This is a genomic window from Streptomyces odontomachicola (assembly GCF_039605595.1).
Taxonomy (GTDB): Bacteria; Actinomycetota; Actinomycetes; order Streptomycetales; family Streptomycetaceae; genus Streptomyces.
The window spans coordinates 70,393-92,896 of sequence record NZ_JBCFOK010000007.1; the positions used below are offsets into that span (position 1 = coordinate 70,393).

The 22,504-nt window shown below is 70.5% G+C and carries 21 protein-coding genes; 8 read left to right on the top strand and 13 right to left on the bottom strand.

What is annotated here, in order from left to right; translation table 11 throughout:
• The first annotated feature begins 310 nt into the window (after positions 1 to 310).
• Complete coding sequence (gene aceB, locus ABEE00_RS14855) at positions 311 to 1,927, top strand: malate synthase A (protein WP_345745926.1); 1,617 nt, start codon at positions 311 to 313, stop codon at positions 1,925 to 1,927.
• A 429-nt stretch (positions 1,928 to 2,356) separates the two neighbouring features.
• The gene (locus ABEE00_RS14860) at positions 2,357 to 3,277 is read left to right on the top strand and encodes a hypothetical protein (RefSeq protein ID WP_345745927.1); all 921 of its coding nucleotides are present in this window, start codon (positions 2,357 to 2,359) and stop codon (positions 3,275 to 3,277) included.
• A 50-nt stretch (positions 3,278 to 3,327) separates the two neighbouring features.
• On the opposite strand, the gene ABEE00_RS14865 is transcribed toward ABEE00_RS14860, so the two are convergent.
• The 4 genes from ABEE00_RS14865 to ABEE00_RS14880 all read right to left on the bottom strand — a co-directional run bounded on the left by ABEE00_RS14865 (position 3,328) and on the right by ABEE00_RS14880 (position 8,162).
• A complete protein-coding gene (locus ABEE00_RS14865; protein ID WP_345745928.1) occupies positions 3,328 to 4,617 on the bottom strand; it encodes a sulfite oxidase in 1,290 nt (429 codons plus the stop codon).
• A 77-nt stretch (positions 4,618 to 4,694) separates the two neighbouring features.
• A complete protein-coding gene (locus ABEE00_RS14870; RefSeq protein ID WP_345745929.1) occupies positions 4,695 to 5,408 on the bottom strand; it encodes an AroM family protein in 714 nt (237 codons plus the stop codon).
• Between the two features lie 5 nt (positions 5,409 to 5,413).
• Positions 5,414 to 7,105, bottom strand: a complete 1,692-nt coding sequence (locus tag ABEE00_RS14875) for an OPT/YSL family transporter (protein WP_345745930.1) — start codon at positions 7,103 to 7,105, stop codon at positions 5,414 to 5,416.
• A gap of 79 nt (positions 7,106 to 7,184) precedes the next feature.
• Positions 7,185 to 8,162, bottom strand: a complete 978-nt coding sequence (locus ABEE00_RS14880) for a DUF1177 domain-containing protein (RefSeq protein WP_345745931.1) — start codon at positions 8,160 to 8,162, stop codon at positions 7,185 to 7,187.
• Between the two features lie 120 nt (positions 8,163 to 8,282).
• On the opposite strand from ABEE00_RS14880, the gene ABEE00_RS14885 reads away from it, so the two are divergent.
• From ABEE00_RS14885 to ABEE00_RS14895, 3 genes are all read left to right on the top strand, one after another.
• Positions 8,283 to 9,101 (top strand): IclR family transcriptional regulator, encoded by an 819-nt coding sequence (locus ABEE00_RS14885; protein WP_345745932.1) that lies wholly within the window; start codon positions 8,283 to 8,285, stop codon positions 9,099 to 9,101.
• Positions 9,102 to 9,138: 37 nt separating this feature from the next.
• On the top strand, positions 9,139 to 9,897 hold the full coding sequence (gene pepE / locus ABEE00_RS14890) for a dipeptidase PepE (protein ID WP_345745933.1): 759 nt from the start codon (positions 9,139 to 9,141) through the stop codon (positions 9,895 to 9,897).
• A 242-nt stretch (positions 9,898 to 10,139) separates the two neighbouring features.
• The gene (locus ABEE00_RS14895; RefSeq protein WP_345745934.1) at positions 10,140 to 10,346 is read left to right on the top strand and encodes a hypothetical protein; all 207 of its coding nucleotides are present in this window, start codon (positions 10,140 to 10,142) and stop codon (positions 10,344 to 10,346) included.
• Between the two features lie 38 nt (positions 10,347 to 10,384).
• On the opposite strand, the gene ABEE00_RS14900 is transcribed toward ABEE00_RS14895, so the two are convergent.
• Positions 10,385 to 11,104, bottom strand: coding sequence for an SDR family oxidoreductase (locus tag ABEE00_RS14900; protein WP_345745935.1), 720 nt, complete (start codon positions 11,102 to 11,104; stop codon positions 10,385 to 10,387).
• Positions 11,105 to 11,332: 228 nt separating this feature from the next.
• Here ABEE00_RS14900 and ABEE00_RS14905 point away from each other — a divergent pair, with 228 nt between their 5' ends.
• Entirely contained in the window at positions 11,333 to 12,115 is a 783-nt protein-coding gene (locus tag ABEE00_RS14905) for a helix-turn-helix transcriptional regulator (RefSeq protein ID WP_451918596.1), read from the top strand.
• Positions 12,116 to 12,124: 9 nt separating this feature from the next.
• On the opposite strand, the gene ABEE00_RS14910 is transcribed toward ABEE00_RS14905, so the two are convergent.
• Positions 12,125 to 12,574: an ATP-binding protein gene (locus tag ABEE00_RS14910; protein ID WP_345745937.1), complete on the bottom strand. Its 450-nt coding sequence runs from the start codon at positions 12,572 to 12,574 to the stop codon at positions 12,125 to 12,127.
• Positions 12,575 to 12,730: 156 nt separating this feature from the next.
• Here ABEE00_RS14910 and ABEE00_RS14915 point away from each other — a divergent pair, with 156 nt between their 5' ends.
• Positions 12,731 to 13,564, top strand: coding sequence for a helix-turn-helix domain-containing protein (locus ABEE00_RS14915; RefSeq protein ID WP_345745938.1), 834 nt, complete (start codon positions 12,731 to 12,733; stop codon positions 13,562 to 13,564).
• Positions 13,561 to 13,809, top strand: coding sequence for a DUF397 domain-containing protein (locus tag ABEE00_RS14920; RefSeq protein WP_345745939.1), 249 nt, complete (start codon positions 13,561 to 13,563; stop codon positions 13,807 to 13,809). Before ABEE00_RS14915 ends, ABEE00_RS14920 begins: the two co-directional genes overlap by 4 nt.
• A 139-nt stretch (positions 13,810 to 13,948) precedes the next feature.
• On the opposite strand, the gene ABEE00_RS14925 is transcribed toward ABEE00_RS14920, so the two are convergent.
• The 7 genes from ABEE00_RS14925 to uraH form a co-directional block, all read right to left on the bottom strand.
• On the bottom strand, positions 13,949 to 14,536 hold the full coding sequence (locus ABEE00_RS14925; protein ID WP_345745940.1) for an SMI1/KNR4 family protein: 588 nt from the start codon (positions 14,534 to 14,536) through the stop codon (positions 13,949 to 13,951).
• 45 nt (positions 14,537 to 14,581) lie between these two features.
• Entirely contained in the window at positions 14,582 to 16,087 is a 1,506-nt protein-coding gene (locus ABEE00_RS14930) for a hypothetical protein (protein WP_345745941.1), read from the bottom strand.
• Between the two features lie 177 nt (positions 16,088 to 16,264).
• Complete coding sequence (locus ABEE00_RS14935; protein ID WP_345745942.1) at positions 16,265 to 17,743, bottom strand: nucleobase:cation symporter-2 family protein; 1,479 nt, start codon at positions 17,741 to 17,743, stop codon at positions 16,265 to 16,267.
• Between the two features lie 397 nt (positions 17,744 to 18,140).
• Positions 18,141 to 19,556 (bottom strand): 8-oxoguanine deaminase, encoded by a 1,416-nt coding sequence (locus ABEE00_RS14940; protein WP_345745943.1) that lies wholly within the window; start codon positions 19,554 to 19,556, stop codon positions 18,141 to 18,143.
• Positions 19,557 to 19,603: 47 nt separating this feature from the next.
• Positions 19,604 to 21,085 (bottom strand): uracil-xanthine permease family protein, encoded by a 1,482-nt coding sequence (locus ABEE00_RS14945; protein ID WP_345745944.1) that lies wholly within the window; start codon positions 21,083 to 21,085, stop codon positions 19,604 to 19,606.
• 65 nt (positions 21,086 to 21,150) lie between these two features.
• The gene (gene pucL, locus ABEE00_RS14950; protein WP_345745945.1) at positions 21,151 to 22,083 is read right to left on the bottom strand and encodes a factor-independent urate hydroxylase; all 933 of its coding nucleotides are present in this window, start codon (positions 22,081 to 22,083) and stop codon (positions 21,151 to 21,153) included.
• Between the two features lie 7 nt (positions 22,084 to 22,090).
• Positions 22,091 to 22,501 carry a hydroxyisourate hydrolase gene (uraH, locus tag ABEE00_RS14955; RefSeq protein WP_345745946.1) on the bottom strand — a complete coding sequence of 137 codons (411 nt, stop codon included), beginning with the start codon at positions 22,499 to 22,501 and terminating at the stop codon, positions 22,091 to 22,093.
• Positions 22,502 to 22,504: the final 3 nt, after the last annotated feature.

Genomic DNA, 22,504 nt, shown 5'->3' on the forward strand with positions numbered 1-22,504 from the left:
CGATACGGGCGGGATACGGGCGCAAGAGGGGTACCCGGTGCGGGAGTTGGCGGCGCACCGTAACAGGGGTGGCACTCTGCGCCGCCCCGAAGGCCCCGGAGGCGGATGTGAGATATCTCGATGTCGACAGACCGTTGAAGTTCCACCATAAGGAAACTATTCTCCACTGGTCAGAAGCGCCCACTACATAGGACGGCGCCAGCGACCGGACCCCGGAGCCCTGCGGGACCCGACGGCACCCCGTGCCGCGAGACCACCGGGAGGCCTTCGCCGGCCGTCAGGCACCGCCCCTGCTGAAGGAGTGACACACATGTCCGCACCAGCGCCGTCCCCGCTGGAAATCGTCGACGCGACGCCGGTGGAGCGTCAGGACGAGGTGCTGACCGAGGAGGCGCTGGCGTTCGTCGCCGAGCTCGCCCGCCGGTTCGGCCCCCGCCGTGACGAGCTGCTGGCCAAGCGTCACGAGCGGCGCGAGGAGATCGCCCGCACCAGCACGCTGGACTTCCTTCCCGAGACCGCCTCGGTGCGCGAGGGCGACTGGCAGGTCGCCCCGGCCCCGGCGGCGCTGAACGACCGCCGTGTCGAGATCACCGGTCCCACCGACCGCAAGATGACCATCAACGCGCTGAACTCCGGCGCCAGGGTCTGGCTCGCCGACTTCGAGGACGCCTCCGCTCCCACCTGGGAGAACGTCATCGGCGGCCAGCTCAACCTGACCGATGCGTACGAGCGCCGCATCGACTTCACGGACCCGAAGTCCGGTAAGTCGTACGCGCTCAAGGACGCCGGCGAGCTGGCCACCGTCGTGGTGCGTCCGCGCGGCTGGCACCTGGACGAGCGGCACCTGACGCTGGACGGCAAGCCGGTTCCGGGCGCGCTCGTCGACTTCGGCCTGTACTTCTTCCGCAACGCGCAGCGGCTGCTGGACATGGGCAAGGGCCCGTACTTCTACCTGCCCAAGACCGAGTCGCACCTCGAGGCCCGGCTGTGGAACGAGATCTTCGTCTTCGCGCAGGACTACTGCGGCATCCCGCAGGGCACCGTGCGCGCGACCGTGCTGATCGAGACGATCACCGCGGCGTACGAGATGGAGGAGATCCTCTACGAGCTGCGGGACCACGCGGCGGGGCTGAACGCGGGCCGCTGGGACTACCTGTTCTCGATCGTGAAGAACTTCCGTGACGCGGGCGAGAAGTTCGTGCTGCCGGACCGCAACGCGGTGGGCATGACGGCGCCGTTCATGCGCGCGTACACCGAGCTGCTGGTGCGCACCTGCCACAAGCGCGGGGCGCACGCGATCGGCGGCATGGCCGCGTTCATCCCGTCCCGCAAGGACGCGGAGGCCAACCGGATCGCCTTCGACAAGGTCCGCACCGACAAGGACCGGGAGGCCGGGGACGGTTTCGACGGCTCCTGGGTCGCGCACCCCGACCTCGTTCCGGTCGCGATGGAGTCCTTCGACAAGGTGCTGGGCGACCGCCCGAACCAGAAGGACAAGCTGCGCGAGGACGTCGACGTGAAGGCCGCCGACCTCATCGCGGTCGACTCCCTCGACGCGAAGCCGACCCATGACGGGCTGGTCAACGCGGTGCAGGTGGGCACGCGCTACATCGAGGCGTGGCTGCGGGGGCTGGGCGCCGTCGGCATCTTCGGGCTGATGGAGGACGCGGCGACGGCCGAGATCTCGCGCTCCCAGATCTGGCAGTGGATCAACGCGGGCGTCGTCCTCGACACCGGCGAGAAGGTCACGCCGGAGCTGGTCCGCAAGGTCGCCGCCGACGACCTGGCCGCGCTGCGCTCCGAGCTCGGCGACGAGACCTTCGCTGCCGGGAAGTGGCAGCAGGCCCACGACCTGCTGCTGCGGGTCGCGCTGGACGAGAAGTACGAGGAGTTCCTCACGCTGCCGGCGTACGAGCTGCTGGACTGAGTCCGGCAGCTCGGGGTTCCCGGGCCCCGTGTGGCGGTCCCGTGCCTTTGGGGTGCGGGGCCGCTTTTGCGCGATTCACGCTTTGACCGCCGGTCGGGTCCGCTTCTTGTTGCTTCCCGCTGCGGCGGGATTCGGGTGGGTGGTTGCGCCCGACTTTGTGCGTTACGGCCCGCCCGGCAACGCTCCGCGCCACCGGACGGGCCTCCGCCCGGTCTGCGGCGTCCGCGGGTGACGTACGAGGCGTCGCGACGGTTTCGTGGTTCCGCGCACGTGCCGCCCCGCGCCCACGGAAACCGTCGCGGGGCGAGCCCCGCGGGTAAAGGCCGCGCAACGTGTCACTTGCGCCTCATTGCGCCCCTCCCGCCACGCCCACTACGTTCTCGCGCAATCGTCTACGCGCGTCACGGCGCGCACGAGAAGGGATGGCGCATGACTCGGAAGATCCTGCTGCCCCTCGCGGGCGGCGCGGCCGTCGCGCTCAGCGTGACCCTCGGTGCGCTCAACGCCCAGGGCTCCACGGGCGACTGGCACAAGATCGGCGACGGCATGACCGAGGGCGTCAGCGGCATCGCCCCCATGGGCAAGGACCGGTCCCTGATCGTCCGCGACAACAAGGAGCCGGGCCAGAACCGCGTAGCCGAGGTCACCCACGAGGAGGGTCAGAAGCCCCAGGTGCGCACGCTCACCTGGAAGGGCTCCCCCGTCCCGAAGGACTTGGAGGCCCTCGACGCCGTACCGGGCGCGCCCGGCGACTACATCGCCGTCGCCAGCGAGGGCAAGGGCTACCGCATCCACGTCTCCGGCGACACCGCGCAGGCCGCGGGCGACGGCTTCGCGCTGCCCGGCCTCGCCAAGGGCGCCAACATCGAGAACTTCGCGCTCACTTCGCAGCACGGCAGGCTCGCCGCCGTATGGGGCGACCGCGGCGACGGCAAGACCCCGGCCACCCTGTACGCGGCCCCCATCGCCCTCGGCAAGGGCGGCAAGGCCGACTTCGGCGACGTCACGAAGCAGCAGCTCAGCGTCCCGTACCCGGAGAAGAACGTCCGGCACGCCTCCGACACGAAGATCACCGACGACGGCCGCCTGCTGGTGAGTTCGGCCTCCGACCCGGGCGACGACGGCCCGTTCGACTCGGCCGTGTACGACGCGGGCACGGTGAAGGCCGAGGGCGGCAGCGGCATCGCGCTGGACGTGTCCGAGAAGCCCGAGCTGGTGAAGAAGTTCGCGGGGCACAAGATCGAGGCCCTGTCCTGCCCCGACGGCGGAAAGAGCGAGAACGGCATCCTCGGCACCGACGACGAGAACGGCGGCGGGTCGCTGACCACCGCGCCCGTCTGCGGCGGATGACGACAGGCGGCTGACCCCACAAGGCTGAGGGACCACCCCTCAGCCGGCCCTCAGCCGACCCGTACGGGGTGCCGCACCACCGCCCCGAACAGGTACCCCTGCTCGTTGAAGACCGCCCGCTCCGGCTGCACCGTCCCGCGGGTGTCGGTCGCGCGCGCCAGCAGTGAGCGCGGGCCGTCTCCCGTGGGGCGCCACGGCAACGACCAGCGCGTCCAGTTGGCGGCGCGCGGCGGATCGTGCAGCGCCGCCGGGGTCCAGTGCGCGCCGCCGTCGGTGCTGACCTCGACCGAGCGGATGCCGCCGCGCCCCGACCAGGAGCGCCCGGTCAGCAGCCGCGGGCGCCCCGCGGGCAGCCGCGCGTCCCAGGGCAGTTCGAAGGCGGACTTGACGGTCTGGCGGGTCAGCGGCGCGCTGCCGCCCGGCGGGTGCGCGGGCCCGAAGAGCCGGTACAGCTCGGTGTTCCAGGGCGAATAGAGGGGTTCGGCCGCCACCTCGATGTCGCCCAGCCACTTGATGGAGGAGATCCCCACCCAGGAGGGCACGACGACCCGTACGGGATAGCCGTGGTCGTACGGCAGCGGCTCACCGTTCATCTCGTACGCCAGCAGCACGTCGTCCAGGGCCTTGGCCAGCGGCAACGGGCGGCGTACGCGGCCCAGTTCGCGGCCGTCGTCCACGAAGGGCGCGTCCAGGCCGCGCGGCATCACATCGACCGCGTTCCGCGCGAGGCCCGCGCGGCGCAGCACCTCGCCGAGCCGTACGCCGCGCCACCGCGCGCTCCCCACGGCGCCGAGCCTCCACGCCGTGCCGCTCACGCTCTGCCTCTGCTGCGTGTCGTAGAAGCTGCGCGCGTTGCCCGCGCATTCGATGAGCGCGGTCGTCTCAGTGACCGGGAGGCGCCGGAGGTCGTCGAGGGTGAACTCCGCGCCGCCGCCGCGCAGCCCGCTCCCCCATACCCGCAGCCGCCAGGTGTCCGGGTCGAGCCGGGGTGTGGAGGTGTGGTTGCGCACGAAGAAGCGGTCGGCCGGTGTGTGCCGCCCGGTGCCGCGCAGCGCCTCGAAGCGGGTCTCGGCGTTGGTGCCGCGCACCGTGAACAGGTCCTCGGGGAGCGGCTTCACGATGCCGGGCTTCCCGTTCCCGGAGGAGGAGGTGCCCCGTGTGCGGGCCGACGCCGTGCCCGGGAGCCCCGCCGGCAGTGCGGTCCCGGCTCCCGCCGCGAGCGCCAGGCCCAGCAGTCCGCGCCGCCCGACGCCCCGCGCCCGTGCCTCGCCGCTCAGCCGCTGCGCCAGTCTGCGGCGGTCGTACGCGGCCTCGTCCGTGCCCTCCTGGAATCCGTCCATGGACGGGAATCCTGCCGCCGCGCCGTGCCGAACTCCATTTCCCGCGCGTGAAGTTCGTACGACGTCATCAGGAGGTGTCACGCAAGGGAACTGGCCGCCTCCGCCGCCAGGCGTGTCGCCAGGGCGCGGGCCAGCAGCACCGGCACCCCCTCGGAGTGCGCGGCCGCCGTCTCGCGCATGGCCTGGGTGTAGCCGATGCAGTCCAGGGCGAGCCAGCGGCTGCCCGCCGCGGCCAACCGGCGGGCAGCCTGCGCGACTTGATCGTGGGCGTCGGGCGCGTACGGATCGGCGGGCTCGGTGCGTACGGGGCCCTCCAGCAGCCGCGCCCAGCGGCGGGCCACGTCCTCGCGCTGGTCGGGAAGCGGGCAGATCACGCCCACGGGGTCGGCGCCGGCGATGGCGCGTACGCCCTGCTGGACCAGCGGTTCCGCGTACAGGAGCGGGCGTTCGGCGGGTACGGGTGGGAAGTTGCCGGTGCAGAGGAGGAGGGTCGCGGTGGCGCCCTCGGCCTCGCAGCGGGCGACCGCGTCCCGCATGCGCGGGGCGAGCGGCCCGTGCCCGAGCAGGACCGAACCGCCGTCGCGGAGGCGGGAGACGAGGGGCGCCTCGCCTGGCTCCGGTGCCACCTCGGCGCGGGTGCGGGCGGCGTCCGGGCCGTCGAAGCGGTCGCCGTCCAGGGCGCCGTGCTCGACCGGGCGCAGGCCGCCGAGCAGCGGGCGTACGTCGTCGAGCAGGTCGGTGCGGGGTGCCTGGCCGATGGTGACCAGGCCGAGGGCGGGGTTCGTCGTCATGTGGATCACAGCGCCTTGTAGATCTGGCTGACGTCGCTGATCGAGCTGCCGGCGACCAATCCGGCGCCGACGAGCGCGAGTTCGTTGTCCGCCGCGTCGTCGCCGGTCGCGACCTCGTCCTCCGGAGAGCGCGCCTTGCGGCGGCGGTCCCAGCGGCGGTAGGCGACGCGCACGGCGAGCGCGATCAGCACCAGCCAGCCCGCCTGGGGCGTGGCGACCAGCAGGCCCGTGGCCAGCAGCACGCCCATCTGCCGCGAGGAGCCGCCGAGGAGCTGGATCAGCGCGCCGGGCACCGCCCACAGCAGCATCATGGTCAGCGCGTGGGTGTCGGTGAGCCCGGCCTTGATGGTGTCCACGTACACCTGCGCCACCGGCGGGACCCGGCCGCCCTCGAAGAACGGCTTCCAGGCGACCGCGACCACCAGGACCGCGACGGCGAAGCCGACGAGCTGGGAGAGGTACTGCTGGCGGCGCCCGTCCATCTCGTACGGATGCCAGGGCACCGCGTCCTTGCGCAGCAGCCAGCCCGCCTTGAAGTCGAAGCCGACGTCGGCGAACGCGGGCCCGGTGGAGGCCGCGTACCCGACCAGCAGCGCCAGCGGCACCATCGGGATGCCCAGCACCAGGCCGACGATCAGGAAGATCAGCGTGACCGCGAAGGCCGGGAACCATCCCGAGTGCATCGCCGCGAGACCCACGATCAACTGGTGCACCAGCGCGGCCACTCCGGCGAGCAGCACCCAGCCGAGCAGCCCTGCGCCGCCCAGGCCGCCCGCGATCCCGCCGAGCAGCGCGACCAGGAAGGCGCCGGCGACGAAGAGGACCAGCCCCTCCAGCAGCCCGCGGCGCAGCCGCCGCGCGTCGACGGTGCGCACCTCGGGCGTGAAGTGGTCCCCGGACGTGGGGCGTTGGCGCTGCTCAGCGGCCTCCCGCTTCGCCTTGCGGTCGCGCATGAGCAGCACCGCCTGGACCAGCGCGACGAGGCCGGCGCCGATCATCACGCCGTGCGGTACGTAGTTGGCGCTGAGGTCCACGTCGAGGAGGCCAGGGGCGTACTGGGCCACGAGCAGGCCCACGCCGAACATCAGCAGCGCCCAGATGTTGCCCAGGAAGGCCACGCCCGCGGCGCTCATCGGCAGCTTGAACAGCGAGCCGACGAAGCCGACCAGCGCGCTGACGCCGAGCAGCCTGGCCTTGCGTCCTCCCTCGTCGCCCGCCTTGATCGTCTCGGCGGCCGCGATGCCCGCCGGCCAGGCGGCCGTTGCGGGCAGCAGGCGGGAGTCGAAGACGCGGTAGAGCACCCAGCTGTCCACGGCGAGCCCGGCGACGGCGCCGGCCAGCATCGGCCACACCAGGTCGGGCTTGCCGATGAGGAAGGGCACGGCGATGGGCGTGACCAGGGAGTTCGCCGCGGCGAAGGTGGATCCCGAGACGGCCGACTGGACCAGGTTCTGACGGTGCGGATCGCGCATGCGCGACAGCGCGGCGAACGAGATCCGCCCGATCAGCATGGCCAGCAGCGCGCCGATGACCGAGGTGTTGGGCGCGATGCCCAGCGTGGTGATCAGCACCAGGCCGATGACGGAGCCGAGCAGCGAGAGCAGCACGGTCACGACGAGCGTGACGGGCTCCAGCGCACGGGGGTGCGCGCGCCGCGCGGCGGGTTCGGCCTCTGCGGGGGCCGGGGTGTGACTCATGGGGCGCTCCGTGGCGGGAGGAGGGCGGGCCCCCTCGCGGAGGCGCGGCCTCGTTGAGGGGCACGTGGCCCGGTCTGGTTCAGGTCTCGTCGGCTCCGGCCGTGGACTGGAGCGCGGTCATCGGTCCGTACAGCTCCACGAGCCGCGCGAATTCGGCCTCGTCGTGGAAGGCGGCCGCGCCCCGCCCGAACTCCTTGGCCGCCTCCACCGCGAACCGCCCGGCCGCCGCGATGTCCGTCTCGTGGCTGGCGCCGGTCGCGCAGCCCGCGACGGCGCTCTGGGTGGTGAGCGCGAGCCCGACCACGGGCGCGTCGGTGGCCACGCACGGCTGCATGATCGAGTTGATGTGATGCACGCCGTTTCCGTACGGGGTGATGTCCTGGGTCGTGATCGGCAGTATCCGTGCCGCCTCGCCCGTGACGGTCTCCAGCACTCCGAGCAGGTCGTCGCTGACCCGCAGGATCCAGCCCTGCTTCACGGTCGGGGAGAGCGCGACGCCGCGGTGGTTGAGCAGCCTGTTGCCCTTGGTGGTGTCAATGGAGACCACGGCGTCCATGGCCGGGTCGATCTCGGCGCGGTTGCACTCCAGGACCGAGACCGGCGAGTCCATGAACGGCACCGGGTCGTGCGGGCGGGTCGGCGCGTCCGGGCACACGTGGGTGCTCAGCAGGACGTCGCCCTCCAGCACGTCGCCGCGACCGTGCATGTCGAGCAGCTTGGCGGCGGCGGAGAGCGCGGCGACCGCGCCGTCCGCGTCGGAGACGATGCCGGTGCGCTCGGGGCGGGCGCCGACGCCGCCGAGGCGGCCGAGGATGCCGAGGGTCGGCGCGTCACCGCCGTTCGTCCTGCCGCGGCTGCCGGGCACGAGAACCTTCACGAAGTCGGTGCCGCCGCGCTCGCCCTCGACCCGGGTCACGGTGATCTCCGGCTTGGGCCCGTCGGGCGCGGCGACGGCGGCGGCCGCGTCCCGTACGGAGCGGAGGTAGGCGGCGAGGAGTTCGCCGTCCGCCTGCGGCCGGTCGAGCAGGTCGATGGTGTCGAGAACGTGCTTGAGCACTGCGACTCCCTGGTGCGGTGTGGTGCTTGGCTTGTTTCGCAGAGTGCCCCTGCCGTTCTCCTCACAGCAAGACTTTCTCTATATGAGAGAAGGGGTTACATATAGCGCTAGGCTGCCCTCATGACCACAGACCCTGAGCGGCCCGGCGGAGCCCAGCGCGCTCCTCTCCAGACCGCGGACCGGGTGCTGCAGGTGCTGCTCGCCTTCTCGCAGGACCGCGAGGAGTGGGGGGTCACCGACCTGGCCGCCGAGTTCGGCTGGGACAAGTCGGTGGCGCAGCGGCTGCTCGCCTCCCTCGCGCACCGCGGCTTCCTCGTCTCCGACGAGATCACCCGCAGATACCGGCTCGGGCCCGCCGTCTGGCACCTGTCCACCGCGTGGGAACGGCACGGCGGCATGGCCGGACTCGTACGCCCCGCGCTGCGCGAACTCGCGGCGGAGACCGGCATCACCGCCCTGTACGCGGTCCCCGACGGCGCCCACATGCGCTGCGTCGAGTCCGCCGACGGCGCCTCGGGCCCGCTGCGCCACTACCGGCTCGCCGACGAGCTGTACCCGGCGCACGCGGGCGCCACCTCGCGCGCGTACTTCGGCCTGCTCGCCCCCGGCGCGCGCGCCGCGCTGCTCTACGGCCGCCCGATGGCCCGGTTCAGCGAGCTGACCGTGACGGAGGCGGAGCGCCTGGAGGAGCTCATGTCCCGTGTGCCGGCGGAGGGTTACGCCTTCTCCGAGGGCGAGTACGACCCGGCCACGGCAGGGCTCGCGGTGCCGGTCACCGTACGCGCGCAGCCGGTGGGCTCGCTCAGCCTGGTCGGCCCGCACGAGTCGCTGGGCTCACCGCGCGAGGAGCTGCTGCGTCCCCTGTGGTCGGCGGCCGCGCGCCTGGGCGAGCTGCTGACGCCGCGCCGCGGACGCCCCGAGAACCGCACATCCCGTTGAGAGACCTCACCATCGGAACGATCGAAAGGCGGATCACATGCCGGCCGAGTCCAAGCTCCTGCTCCTCTCCAACTCCACGGCGCCCGGCCGCGGTTATCTGGAGCACGCCCACGAGGTGATCGCCGACCACCTGCGCGGCGTGCGCGAACTGCTCTTCGTGCCCTACGCGCAGGCGGACCACGACGGCTATACGGCGGCCGTCGCGGCGTTCATGGAACAGCTCGGCATCCGGGTGCGCGGCGTGCACACCGGGGAGCCCGCGCGTCTGGCGCGGGAGGCCGAGGCGGTGTTCATCGGCGGCGGCAACAGCTTCCGGCTGCTCAAGTCCCTGCAGCGGCACGGCCTGTTGGAGGCGGTCCGCGAACGGGTGGCCGAGGGCGCCCCGTACATGGGCTCCAGTGCCGGCACCAACATGGCCTGCCCGACCGTGCGCACCACCAACGACATGCCGATCGTGCAGCCCGAGGGCTTCGGCACGCTGGACCTCGTGCCGTTCCAGATCAACCCGCACTACCTCGACCCGGCGCCGGACAGCGCGCACATGGGCGAGACCCGCGAGAAGCGCCTCACCGAATTCCTGGAGGAGAACGACGTGCCGGTGCTGGGGCTGCGCGAAGGCACGTGGCTGCGGCGCGCCGGCGAACGGCTGGAGCTGGGCGGGGTGTCGGCGGGGGCACGGCTGTTCCGCAGGGGCGCGGAGCCCGTGGAGCACGGTCCCGGTGCGGACCTGAGCGAACTCCTCTCTGCTGGGGCGGGTTTCGACGTACGGGATCGGGATGCCGGGGGCGGCGCCTGAGTACCTGAGTGCCTGAGTAGCTGTGTGCCTGGGCGGGCGGCCGCTGACCGGCGCGCGGGTGGTGCGGTGCGGTAGGCGGGTGCGCGCCGTACGCGGGTGCGCGCCCGTCCGTTCGCCGTGCTCCCTCGCGACCTCGGCCGATCAGGTGGCCGCACGGGCCACCCGCTTGCTCCGGGCTGTGCGGCTGCACTTCCATGCGGTGCGGAAGAGGTCCCGTTTCGCACCGTTCTGCTGGAGTTGCCATGTCGTTCGCCCGGAAGGTGGCCCGCGCGGCCCTGCGCAGCACCGCCCTGTCCGCCGTGGCCGCGGCCATGCTGGTGGCCGGCGCCGCGGCCCTGCCGTCCCACCTGCTTCCCGGCCACGCCCAGCCGCACCACAGCGAGGGCGACTCGGACGGCACCCGCGCCCCGACGGGTTACTCCTCCATGGGCTACGGGGACGCGATGTGAGAGTGGACGTCGGGCCCGCGCGCCGTCGCCCACCCGTTTCACCAGGGCAGCGGCCCCTCCGCTGAGAAGAAGCCGCCCGTCGGGCCGTCGGCGGGGACCTGCGCCATGCGGACGATGATCTCGGCGCCCTCCTCGACGGTCTGCACGCCGGTGTTGCCGTTCAGGTCCGTCCGCGTGTAGCCGGGCTCCACCGCGTTCACGCGTATCTCGGGGAAGGCCTTCGCGAACTGCACGGTGGTCATGTTGACCGCGGCCTTCGACGCGGGATACGCGACGCCCGGGTAGGCAAACGTGGGCGTGCCCGGCGTCGTGACCCTGGTCAGCGACGCCAGTCCGCTGCTGAGGTTGACCACGACCGGCGCGGCCGAGCGGCGCAGCAGCGGCAGGAAGGCGTGGGTCACGCGGACCGTGCCGAAGACGTTCGTCTCGAAGACCTCGCGCATCTGGTCTGCCGTGACGTCCGCGGCGCCGATCACGTCGTTGCTCTTGTCGCGTCCCTCGATGCCGGCGTTGTTGACCAGCACGTCGAGACCGCCCGCTTCGGCCTCGACCTCCTTGGCCGCCGCCGCGACGGAGGCGTCGTCGGTGACGTCGATGCGTACGCTGCGCACGTTGCGCGAGCCCAGTGCCTCGGCGGCGCCGCGGCCGCGCTCGGGGTCCCTGCTGCCGAGATAGACGGTGTGGCCCGCGGCGAGCAGGCGCCGGGCGGTCTCATAGCCGAGGCCCTTGTTGGCTCCGGTGATCAGTGTGGTGGTCATGCGTCCAGACTGCGGCGGCGCGCCGCGGGCAGCCAGCAGTCAGTTTTTCCTGGGATCGGGAGTACCAGGCTGTCCGGAGGCGGCGCGCTCACACACCCCCGCGCGGAGACATGCCCGCGCCGCGACGTACCCGCGCTGAGACGTACCGGGTGGCGCGGCACACTGGTGACCATGGCGACGGCGGAGTCCGGTCGGGAGAAGCCCGGTCAGGAGGAGTTCGGGCGGGCGGTGCGGCGCTGGCGGGACCGGGTCGCGCCGGAGGACGCCGGGCTGTCCGCCGGCGGGCACCGGCGCGCGGCCGGGCTGCGCCGCGAGGAGCTGGCCGTGCTGGCCGGCATCTCGGCCGACTACGTGACCCGCCTCGAACAAGGCCGCGTCTCCAGCCCGTCGGCGCAGGTCGTCGAGGGGCTGGCGAGGGCGCTGCGGCTGTCGGGCGAGGAGCGCGGGCACCTCTTTCTGCTGGCCGGGCTGAGCTCCCCGGGCCCCGGGACGGTTCCCGGGGAGCTCACCCCGGGCGTGCGGCGCATGCTGGACCGCCTCGAAGGGACCCCGGTCGCGGTGTACGACGCGATGTGGACGCTGCTCGTGGCGAACCGGGCGTACGCGGCGCTGATGAGCGACCCCTCCGGCTGGAGCGGTCACGAACGCAACGGCGTGTGGCGCACGTTCCTCGGCCCCGGCGGCCGCGTACGGCTCTCCGCGCGGGCTCGTACCGACCTGGAGACGGCCATGGTCGCCGACCTGCGGACGGCAGCGGCCGCCTATCCGGACGACGCGCGGCTGCGGTCCCTGGTCGCCGAACTCCGTTCGCGCAGCGGTCGGTTCGCTGAACTGTGGGAGTCCGGGGCGGTGGGCCGCCACGAGTCGGCGCGCAAGACGATCGACCACCCTGAGGTGGGCACGGTGACGCTGGACTGCGACATCCTGACCGTCGCGGGAAGCGATCTGCGCGTCATGGTCTACACGGCGGACCCCGGTTCGGAGGACGCCGCACGCCTCGCGCGGCTCTAGGGCCCGGCGCTACAGGTCGAGTTCGGCGCGCACGGTCTTGCCAGGACCCGACGGGCGGTCGGTGACGGACCAGCGGGTCGCGAGGGCTTCGACCAGGAGCAGGCCGCGGCCCGTTTCGTCGTCGGGGGCCGGTACGCCGGGGGCCTGCGGCGGGCGGCGTTCCGCGCGGGCGTCGGAGACCTCGATGCGTACGGAGGTCCGGGCGGGGGTCGTGATGTGGCTGAGGACGAGTTCGAAGTCGCGGCCCGGTACGCGGCCGTGGGTGACGGCGTTCGCGGCGAGTTCGGCGACGAGGACGGCGGCGGTGTCGGAGACGATGCCGCCGTACGGGAGGCCCCAGACGTCGAGCTGATGCAGCGCGAGCCTTCGCGCCAGCCGCGCGCCCCGCCGGGTGGCGCTGAAGCGTTGCGTGAACACACGCACCGTGACCAGGTTGTCCGTGTCGGACTGCGTTGCCATGGGGGAGAGCCTTGCCGCCGCGTCCGGGTTTGTACCAGGGCAGCAACTCGTACGGCGGGTCAGCGTACGTGTGCGGAGGGTGGACAGGGGTGGGGTGACCCGTAACCCTGGGTGAGTTCACGAGCGGGGAGCTCGGCCACGAGAGGGTTGCCGGATATGGCGCAGAGCACGGAAACCGGGAACGAGCCCGAACGATCGGACAGCTTGCGGACGTTCGGGGCGGTGTTGCGCGTGTTCCGCGAGCGAGCGGGACTGACGCAGGAGGCGTTCGCGGAGCGCATCCAGTACTCGCGAGAGACGGTCGCGAGCATCGAGCAGGGGCGCCGCTTCCCGCAGCGGGATTTCGTGGAACGCGCGGGGGAGGTGTTGAACGCGTTCGGCGCCTTGAGGGAGGCAGCGCAACACTTGTCGCGCCAACCGGGGTTGGCGTCCTGGTTCCGCCAGTGGGCGAAGCTGGAGAAGCACGCGATCAGCCTGGCCATGTACGAATGCCTCGCGGTGCCGGGCCTGTTGCAGACGGAGGCGTACATGCGGGCGGTGCTGCACTGCACAGTTCCGCCGTTGAGCGACGAGGAGATCGAAGCAAGGCTCGTCGCACGTCTGGAACGTCAGGACTTGCTGCACAACAAGCCCAACACACTGTTCAGCTTCATCGTGGAAGAGTCCCTGTTGCTGCGGCACACAGGGGGTACGAGTGTGACGCAGGGGCTGGTCGAGCACCTGCTGGGCTGCGCAGAGATCCGCAACGTAGAGATCCAAGTCATGCCGCTGAAGCGCATCATCCACGCCGGGCTGGAGGGGCCCTTGCGGCTGCTGGAGACCCCGGACAACCAGTGGCTCGGGTACTCCGAGGGGCAACGCACGGGGACCCTCATCTCGGACGCGAACGAGGTCAGCGTTCTACAGATGCGGTATGCAAAACTGCGTTCGCAGGCCCTCACTCCCGAGGACTCCGTGGGCCTGCTGACGCGGATGCGAGGAGCGCTATGAGCACCCCCGAGCAGGCATGGTCCAAGAGCAGCTACAGCACAGGGGACAACGACAGCTGCGTTGAAGTCGCCCTCTCCTGGCGCAAGTCGAGCCATAGCGGCGGAGACGGCAACGAATGCGTCGAGGTCGCGGTGGCGCCGCGCACCATCCACGTACGCGACTCCAAAGACACGGCGCGCCCACACCTCGCACTCTCCCCCGCCGCGTGGCGCGCCTTCATCTCGTACACCACACGCGGGAGTTGAAGGCCGCGTTCCGGCTGGCGCAAAACGTGCTGCCGCAAAGGCGTTCACTCGTGTGGGTGATGGCCCGTCCTCCGGGGTCCGCCTAGCTTCGTCCCCGGGCCAACGGGGGTGAGAGGCCCGCCCACCACGGGCGGGCCTCTCACTGCACGGGCCGCCAGGCCAACACTCCCTCACCCTCGGCGTACGGCAACTTGCCCCGTACAGCCGGGCCGCCTTCCAACGCGTCGGCGACTGCCGCAAGGAAACCGTTCAGGGACGGCCATCTCGGCTTGCTCGGTCCGGTCTCGTCCATCCAGTTCCTGACCGCGCCGTGGTGCGGGCCGGACCTCTGATCGATGAGGAGACACATCGGAGAGGTGTGCTCGGTGAAGGGCACGAAGGCGCGGTGCCACCAGAGGGCAGCTTCGTCCTCGTCCAGGTCCGACGTCTCCACCTGTACAAGCTGGCCCTGCCTGTACGCAGCGATCTCCGCTGCACCCAACAGCCGTTGTCCGCCCGGCAGGAACGCAGCCGCATCGGGATTCTCCGGCGGCTCGGTGCACCCATTGCTCAGGTGCAGCAGCCCCAGGAGTTCAGGCGGAAAGGCCAGCCCCATCGTCGCCTCCGCCTCATCGATCTCGCGCGATTCAGCCGGAGCGTTCACGCACGCGTGGCTCGTCGGCGCGTTGACGGACAGCCAGCTCTCGATGCGCCGCCACGACGCTTCCAGTTCCCGAAGTGACTTCATGGTTCCTCGTCCGGTGCGTACAGGTCAGCGAGGCACAGGTAACAGTTACCCGGCGAACCGGCAAGTGACGGTAGGCCTGTCACTCCTGCAATGCTCGAATCCCGGCGTATCGATCCAGTACTGGTCCTCGTCCATCATCCGGAACGTGGCGGCAAAGCTCGAAAACCGCCCCATGGACCCGGAATTCATCCACCTGGACATCGACGAGCGCCCGCAGACTTCCTTCCATGTGGGCGCCGCATACCGGTCATCGTCATAGAGTTTCCACTTGCCGTACCGGAGCCGGGTGGCGACCGTCTGCACGCACTGGTCTCCCGAGGCGACCGGATTGGTACCGCCCATGCTGGCCGGCATGCCCCCGCTCTGGTACGTCGCAGCGAAGGCGAGTTCGTCACAGCTCGGCCTGTCGGTCGGATCCGCAGCCGTCACCAGAGCGGTATCCGGGTGGTACTTGTACGGTCGGCAGATGACGGCGCGGTTGTCGTCCGGGTCCCGCCCGTGCTTGTTGTCCTCGGGAAGGTACGAGAGTGGCCTGCCGTATTTCTTGCTGCCCGGATGGTTGGGGAGCTTCTCCTTCATCAGCCAGGCGTGAGCGGCAGCCGCGGGGTACTTCTTCGAGTTGAACGGGTACGTTGGCCGGTATTTCGGGAACACGCATCCCGCGCTCTCGGCCACTTCCGAGTCACACCGGATTTCGAGATCCGGGTCCGTGGTTCCGAGGTCCTCGTACACCTCCAGCGGGTACCGCGAAATGCGGCCGCCCAACTCCCAGTTCAGCAGGACGTCTTCCCGTCCCTTGCCGTTCCACTTGGTCTGATACAGCCCACGTGCCGTGTGCCGGTCCTCCGGCCCCGTCCACAGGGGCTCGCCCCGCCACCTCTGCTGGGACTTCGTACAGTCCGTGCAGTCGTCGGTGGCCCACCACTTCATCTGGACCGTGCCGAGATTCCGGTCGATCCTGGTGGGCACGAGGGTCATGTACTGATCGAACTCGTCCTGATTGCCGTGGAGTTGTATCTCCTGCTGCATGGCGAAGTCAGCCCACCCGATCTCCTTGCCGTCGTACATGTAAAACAGGGAGATGGGCGTGATGTCCTTCAGGCAGGCCTCAGTGCGTGTCATATAGGCCTTGCCGACGGGCTGCGCGTCACACCAAGGGACGTGGCTCGCGGCCTTCAGCCTCTTCTTGGTCGCTGCCCCGACATCGGTGTTTCCGTTCCTGTCCCGTCCGATCCGGATGCACACGGTGCGCTTCCGGCCGTCCTCCTTGGCACATTTCATCTTCTTGCTCTCGCGTGCCCCGGCAGGGCCGCCTCCCGTATTGCGCTGTGCCACGCGCGGTGGGTTGTGAGGGCCGTACGCCGGAGGCGGTGCCGCGAGTTGCGGCTCGGAAAAGCTGATGTCGACCTTCGGCTTGCGCTCTTCGTGTGAACCGCTCCGGGACTTTGCCTCCTGGTCAGGGAGATTGTCCGCCAGCGCGGGCGGCGCCAGACCGGCACCCAACACCATCGCTGCGAGCACGCCGGTGAGCGCTCTTCTCTTGTGGCGCATGAAATCCTTCCCCCGAGATGTCATGACCACGCCGACGCTAGTTCTGGGGGCGAGGGAACATCAACAAGCCTCAGAGGACTGGCCGAAACCTGATCCCGGCGCGTCACGCGCCGGGGCCGGTCACGAACCGCGTTCGTGACCGGCCCCGGAAAGAGGAATCGGAGAAGGCCGAAGGCCTCAGTGCGTACCGGCCGCGCTCCCCGTCTCCGCGCGCTGGTGCGGGATCTCACCCCCCGGCTCCATCGGCGCCGTGACGTCGTCCGCCTCGCGCCTCGACCTTCCGATGTGGTTGAAGACGAGGTTGAGGACGATGGCCGTCACGCAGCCCGTGGAGATGCCCGAGTCGAGGATGATCTTCGCGCTGTCCGGGAACGCGTGGTAGAAGTCCGGCGCGGCGATCGGGATGATGCCGACCGCGAGCGAGACGGCAATGATCAGGACGTTGTTGTCGCGGTCCAGCCCCGCCTTCATCAGGTTCTGGATGCCGCTCGCCGCGACCGAGCCGAACAGGACGACCCCCGCCCCGCCCAGTACCGGCTGCGGAACGGTCGCGATCAGTGCGGCGGCGACCGGGCACAGGCCCATCAGGATCAGGATGCCGCCCCCCGCGGCCACCACGAACCTGCTGCGGATCCTGGTCATCGCGACCAGGCCGATGTTCTGCGCGAACGCGCTGCACATGAAGCCGTTGAAGAAGGGGCTGACGAAGGAGCCCAACGTGTCCGCGCGCAGACCGGCCGCGATCGTCTTCTCGCCTGCCGGCTTCTCCACGATCTCGCCCAGCGCCAGCATGTCGGCGGTGGACTCGGTCATGGACACCAGCATCACGATGCACATCGAGATGATGGCGGGCAGCGCGAACTGCGGCGCGCCGAAGTGGAAGGGCTCCGGGAAGCCCACGATCGACGCCGACTTGAGCGCGGAGAAGTCCGTGATGCCGACGGGTATGGCGATCAGCGTGCCGATCACCAAGCCGAGCAGGACGGCTATCTGCTTCAGGAAGCCGCTCGTGAAGCGGCGGAGCAGCAGGACGATGACCAACGTGACGCCGGCCATCGCGATGTTCGCGCCGTCCCCGTAGTCGGGGGCCTTCTCGTCGCCGCCCTGGGCCCAGTTGAAGGCCACCGGCATCAGGGAGATGCCGATCAGGGTGATGACGGTGCCGGTCACGACCGGCGGGAAGAACCGTACGAGCTTGGAGAAGAAGGGGGCGATGAGGAAGCCGAGCGCGGCGGCGATGATCGTGGCGCCGAAGATGATCGGCAGCGCGTCCTCTGGACCCTCGGACTTGTTGATCGCCAGCATCGGCGCGACCGAGGCGAAGGTGACGCCGTTGACGAACGGCAGCCGGGCGCCGATCTTCCAGAACCCGAGGGTCTGGAGCAGCGTCGCGATGCCGGCCATGAAGAGGCTGGCCCCGGTCAGGAAGGTCATCTCGGTGACGGAGAGGCCGACGGCGGCCCCGATCACCAGGGGCGGCGCCACCACGCCCGCGTACATCGCGGCGACGTGCTGGAGGCCCGTGGTGGCGAGCTTGAGCACGGGGAGCGACTGGTCGACGGGGTGCTTCCCCGCGGCCCCGGCCTGCTCGGCCGCTCTCTCCTGCGGTGGTTCTCCTGGCGGTTCCTGCTCGGTGAACCTGGGCTTTTCGGCCACAGCGTTCCTCCTGTCGATGTTCAGCGCCGGATGGTCCGGCACCCGCTTTCAGGGAGGTGGTGCGGTGTGGGGGTACGCGAGATGCGCGGGCTGAGGCGGTCGTCCGATGTGGTGCGCCGCTGTGCCGTTGCGCCCGTGTGGAAGGACGGAATCCCGTACGCGCACTGCCCGTACGGGGGTGAGGGACCGCCCCGGGGGCGGGTGTGTGCCCCGCCCCCGGAACGCGCCCCAGCATCCCGCTCGGCTGCTGGGGCCCCGGCCGGGAGCCGTCCCTCCCGGCCGGAGATCTGTGGTGCGGCCGCGCTGCGTCGTGCGTACCGCCGTGTTGTCGTGCTGTGCCATGCGGCTGTCGGGCCGCTGTCGTACGGCGCCGTGCCGCTGCCGCGTGCCGCCGGGATCAGCCGGCGTCGGCGGCGATGCGGGCCAGGCGGTGCGCCTGGTCCCGCGCGCCGCGGGCGATGTCGTCCTCGTCCGCGGTGGTCAGATGCCCGTCCTCCACGACCGGTCGGCCGTTGACCAGGGACAGGGTGATGGGTGCCGCTGCGCCCAGGACGAGCGCCGCGACCGGGTCGTCGATCGTGGAGTGCCCGAGGCCGTCGAGCTTCCAGAGCACCAGGTCGGCGAGCTTGCCGGCCTCCAGCGAGCCCGTCTCCTGGGCGCGGCCCAGCACTTGGGCGCCGCCGTAGGTGCCCAGGCGCAGGGCCTGACGCACCGTCATGGCGTCCTCGCCGTGGCCGACGCGGTTGATGAGCAGCGCGTTGCGCAGTTCGGTGTGCAGCTCGCCGCTCTCGTTGGAGGCCGTGCCGTCCACGCCGAGCCCGACCGGCACTCCGGAGCCGAGCATGTCCGGGACCCTCGCGATGCCCGCCGCGAGACGGGCGTTGGAGGACGGGCAGTGCGCCACTCCGGTGCCGGTGCGGGCGAACGCGGCGATGTCCGCGTCGTTCATGTGGACGCAGTGGGCCATCCACACGTCCTCACCGAGCCAGCCGGTGGACTCCAGGTAGTCGGTGGGGCCCATGCCGAACAGCTCGTGGCAGAACTTCTCCTCCTCCTTCGTCTCCGACCCGTGGGTGTGCAGCCGGACCCCCTTGCGGCGGGCCAACTCGGCGGCCTCCCGCAGGAGTTCGGTGCTGACGGAGAACGGCGAGCAGGGCGCGACGCCGATCCGCAGCATGGAGTCGAACGAGGGGTCGTGGTACGTGTCGACGGCCTCCTCGGTCGCGGCGAGCGCGGCCTCGGTGGTCTCGACGGCGAAGTCCGGCGGCAGCCCGCCGTCCTTCTCGCCGCGGTCCATGGAGCCCCGGGTCGGGCTGAACCGCACGCCCAGTTCGCGAGCGGCGCGGATCTCGGCGCCGAGCAGGTCTCCCGTGCCCTGCGGGAAGACGTAGTGGTGGTCCATCGCCGTGGTCACCCCGCCCCTGGCCATCATGGCCAGGGAGCCGCGGGCCGCCTCGTACACCATGTCCTCGTCGATGCGGGACCAGGTGGGGTAGAGCGCCACCAGCCACTGGAACAGGTTGGCGTTCTGGGCGAGGCCACGCGTCAGCCACTGGTAGAAGTGGTGGTGCGTGTTGACCAGTCCGGGGGTCGCGAGGTGGCCGGTGCCGTCGATCCGGCGCACCACGTTCTCCAGAGCCGTGGGCGCAGGTCCCGCGCCCACCGACTCGATCCGGTTGTCCGCGACGACGATGTGCCCGGAGGCGAACTCCGTGTCACCGGCGTCGACGGTGGCGACGGCGCAGTTCTCGATGACGATGCGTGCGGCTCGCCCGGCGGTGTCCGCCACGTCTTCTGCCCTGTTGTCTGCCATTTGAGGTGTTACCTCGTTCTCACTCGGGTGTGGGCACGGCAGGACCCTCAGGTGGTTTGAGTGCCGGAGGCGACGGGCGCGGATGACAGGACCGCTCCCGCCTTGCGCTTCCGGGTGCCGAGATGGTTGAAGCAGATGTTGAGCACGACGGCGGTCAGTGCGCCCGCGCTCACGCCCGTACCCAGGATGGTCTGGATCCAGGACGGGAAGTCGGCGTAGAAGTCCTTGGCTACCACGGGGATCAGGCCCATGCCGAGGGACACGGCGACGATGACGATGTTGGAGCCCTCACCCAGGTCCACCTTGGCCAGGGTGCGGATGCCGCTCACCGAGATGGTGCCGAAGAGCGCGATGCCGGCTCCGCCCAGTACGGGGAAGGGCACCAGGGACACGACCGCGCCGAGGATCGGGAAGAGGCCGAGCACGACGAGCACGCCGCCGGCCGCCGCGACCACGTACCGGCTGCGGACCTTGGTGAGCGAGACGACGCCGACGTTCTGGGCGAAGGCGCTGGTGGCGCAGGAGCCGAACATCGAGCCGAAGAAGGTGGCCAGCCCGTCGGTGCGCAGGCCCCTGTTGATGGTGTCGCCGTCGGCCGCGCGGTCGCAGATCTCGCCGATCGCGAGCATCCCGGCGGAGCTCTCGGTCATCAGCACCAGCATCACGATGATCATCGAGACGATGGCGGCCGGCTGGAACTCGGGGATGCCGAACTGGAAGGGGGTGGGCAGCGAGAAGACCGGCGCCGTCTCGAAGCGCGAGGCGTCGAGCATCCCGAACGGGAGCGCGGCCAGCGTGCCGACCACCATGCCGGCGAGCAGGGCCACCTGCTTGAAGAAGCCGGTGAACAGCCGCTGCATGGTGACGATCACGATGAGCGTGAACGCGGCCAGCGCGAGGTTCGAGGGGGCGCCGAAGTCGGGGGCCTTCACATCGCCGCCGCGTGCCCATTCGACGGGCACGGACATCAGCGAGACGCCGATCAGGGTGATGACGACGCCGGTGACCAGGTGCGGGAAGAACCGCATGAGCTTGCCGAAGAACGGGCCGACCGCGAGGCAGAAGACCCCGGCGACCATCACGGCGCCGAGCACCGTCTGGATCTTGTGGTCGGGGTGCGCGCCCTGGGCGATGGCGAGCATCGGGCCGATTCCGGCGGAGGAGGCGGCGTTGACGAAGGGGAGGCGGTTGCCCACCCACTTGCCGATGCCGAGTGTCTGGAGGAGCGTCGCGCAGCCCGCGATCAGCAGGCTGGCGGCGATCAGTGCGGTTTGTCCTGCCATGCTGAGACCGCAGGCAGGGCCGACGATGAGGGGCGGGGCCACAACGCCGGCGTACATGGCGGCGATGTGCTGGAGAGAGGCCGGGAGAAGCCTTTTGAGGGGGAGCTTTTCGTCCACGGGGTGACAGTCGGACGCCGCGTCGGCGCCGGAACCGTCGGAAGAGGCGGTGGACGGGGACGTGCTGGATGCTGTGCTGGAGTCCTCAGGGCCTGGGCCGTCGGCCTCCGTCTTTGCAGGCTTTGCCATCGTCGTTCCCTCCGGTATGCCACGTCCCCGGGGTGCGGGCCCCCGGGGACGTGGCAATCCCGCGATCAGAGGTTGGTCATGTCAACCGGTATGCGGGCCTCCGCGCCGTCCCGAAGGATCGTTGCCTCGATGAGGCCGTAGGGGCGGTCGGCGGCGTAGTACACGGCGCCGTCCGCGGCCTCGTTCTTCATGTCGAAGGGCGAGAGGTCCACCTTGAAGTGGTGCTTGTTGGGCATCGAGAAGCGGATCTCCTCGATCTCCCCGCGGGAGTTCAGGATCCGCGAGCCCATCTGGTACAGGGTCTGCTGGAGCGAGAGCGAGTACGTCTCGGCGAAGGCGTGCAGCATGTGCTTCTTCGTCTGCTCGTAGCTCTTCTCGAAGTTGGGCCGGCGCTTCTCGTCGCAGTCCCAGTTGTGCCGCCACACCGCGGCCACCTCGGTGGCCAGGATGCGGTCGTAGTCCTCCTGGAGCGTCGTGTACTTGTCCTTGATGTAGCCCCAGAACTCCGAGTTGGTGGAGTTCATGACGGTCAGGCCCTTGAGGCCGCTGAGGACCTCGAAGCCGCTGCCGTCGTAGGTGATCTGCGCGGTGCGCGTCTCCTGGCCCTTGCGGACGAAGGAGTGCTGTACGTCGTCGGCGCCGATGAACTTGGAGTTCGCCTCGGAGGTGGCGATCCGCTCCCAGGAGTACTCCTCGATGCGGATGCGCGCGGTCCCGATCGGCTCGCAGCTCTCCACGAAGTGCCGGGCGAGCAGGATGCCGAACGCCTCGGCCGACTCGATCCCGTGCTCCTTCGCGAAGGCGAAGACGGTGTTCTTGGTGGTGTCGGTCGGCAGGACGTGCGCGTTCGACCCCGAGTAGTGGACGTCGTCCAGGTCGCCCTGGAGCGAGACCGAGACGTTGAGGTCCTTGATGTGGTGGGTGTCGCCGTCCCGCTCGATCTTGACGACGCGGTTTTCCGCCTTGCCGTACTGGTTCTGGCCGAGAATCGTGGGCATAGAGGTGTCAGCTCCCTCGGTACACGGAGTAGCCGAACGGGTTGAGCAGCAGCGGTACGTGGTAGTGCTCCCCGGGCTCCACCGCGAACGTGATGGTCACCTCGGGGAAGAAGACACCGCTGTCCCTTACGCGGGGGGCGTCCTGCTGTTCCTCGGCTTGGTTGTCTGCCTTGTTACGGAAGTACGGCTCGACCTCGAAGTAGAGCTGTACGTGGGTCGTCCCCGCCGGCAGCACCGGCAGGTCCTTGCAGCGCCCGTCGGCGTCGGTCTTCGACGTGCCGTGCGCGGCCCAGTCAGCACCGCTGCCGGAGCGTACGGACAGCCGGACCCCCACGCCCTCTGCCGGGCGCCCGACACTGGTGTCCAGGATGTGCGTGGACACCGAGGCGGTGTCACCGGAGTGCTGGGTGGTGCTCATGCT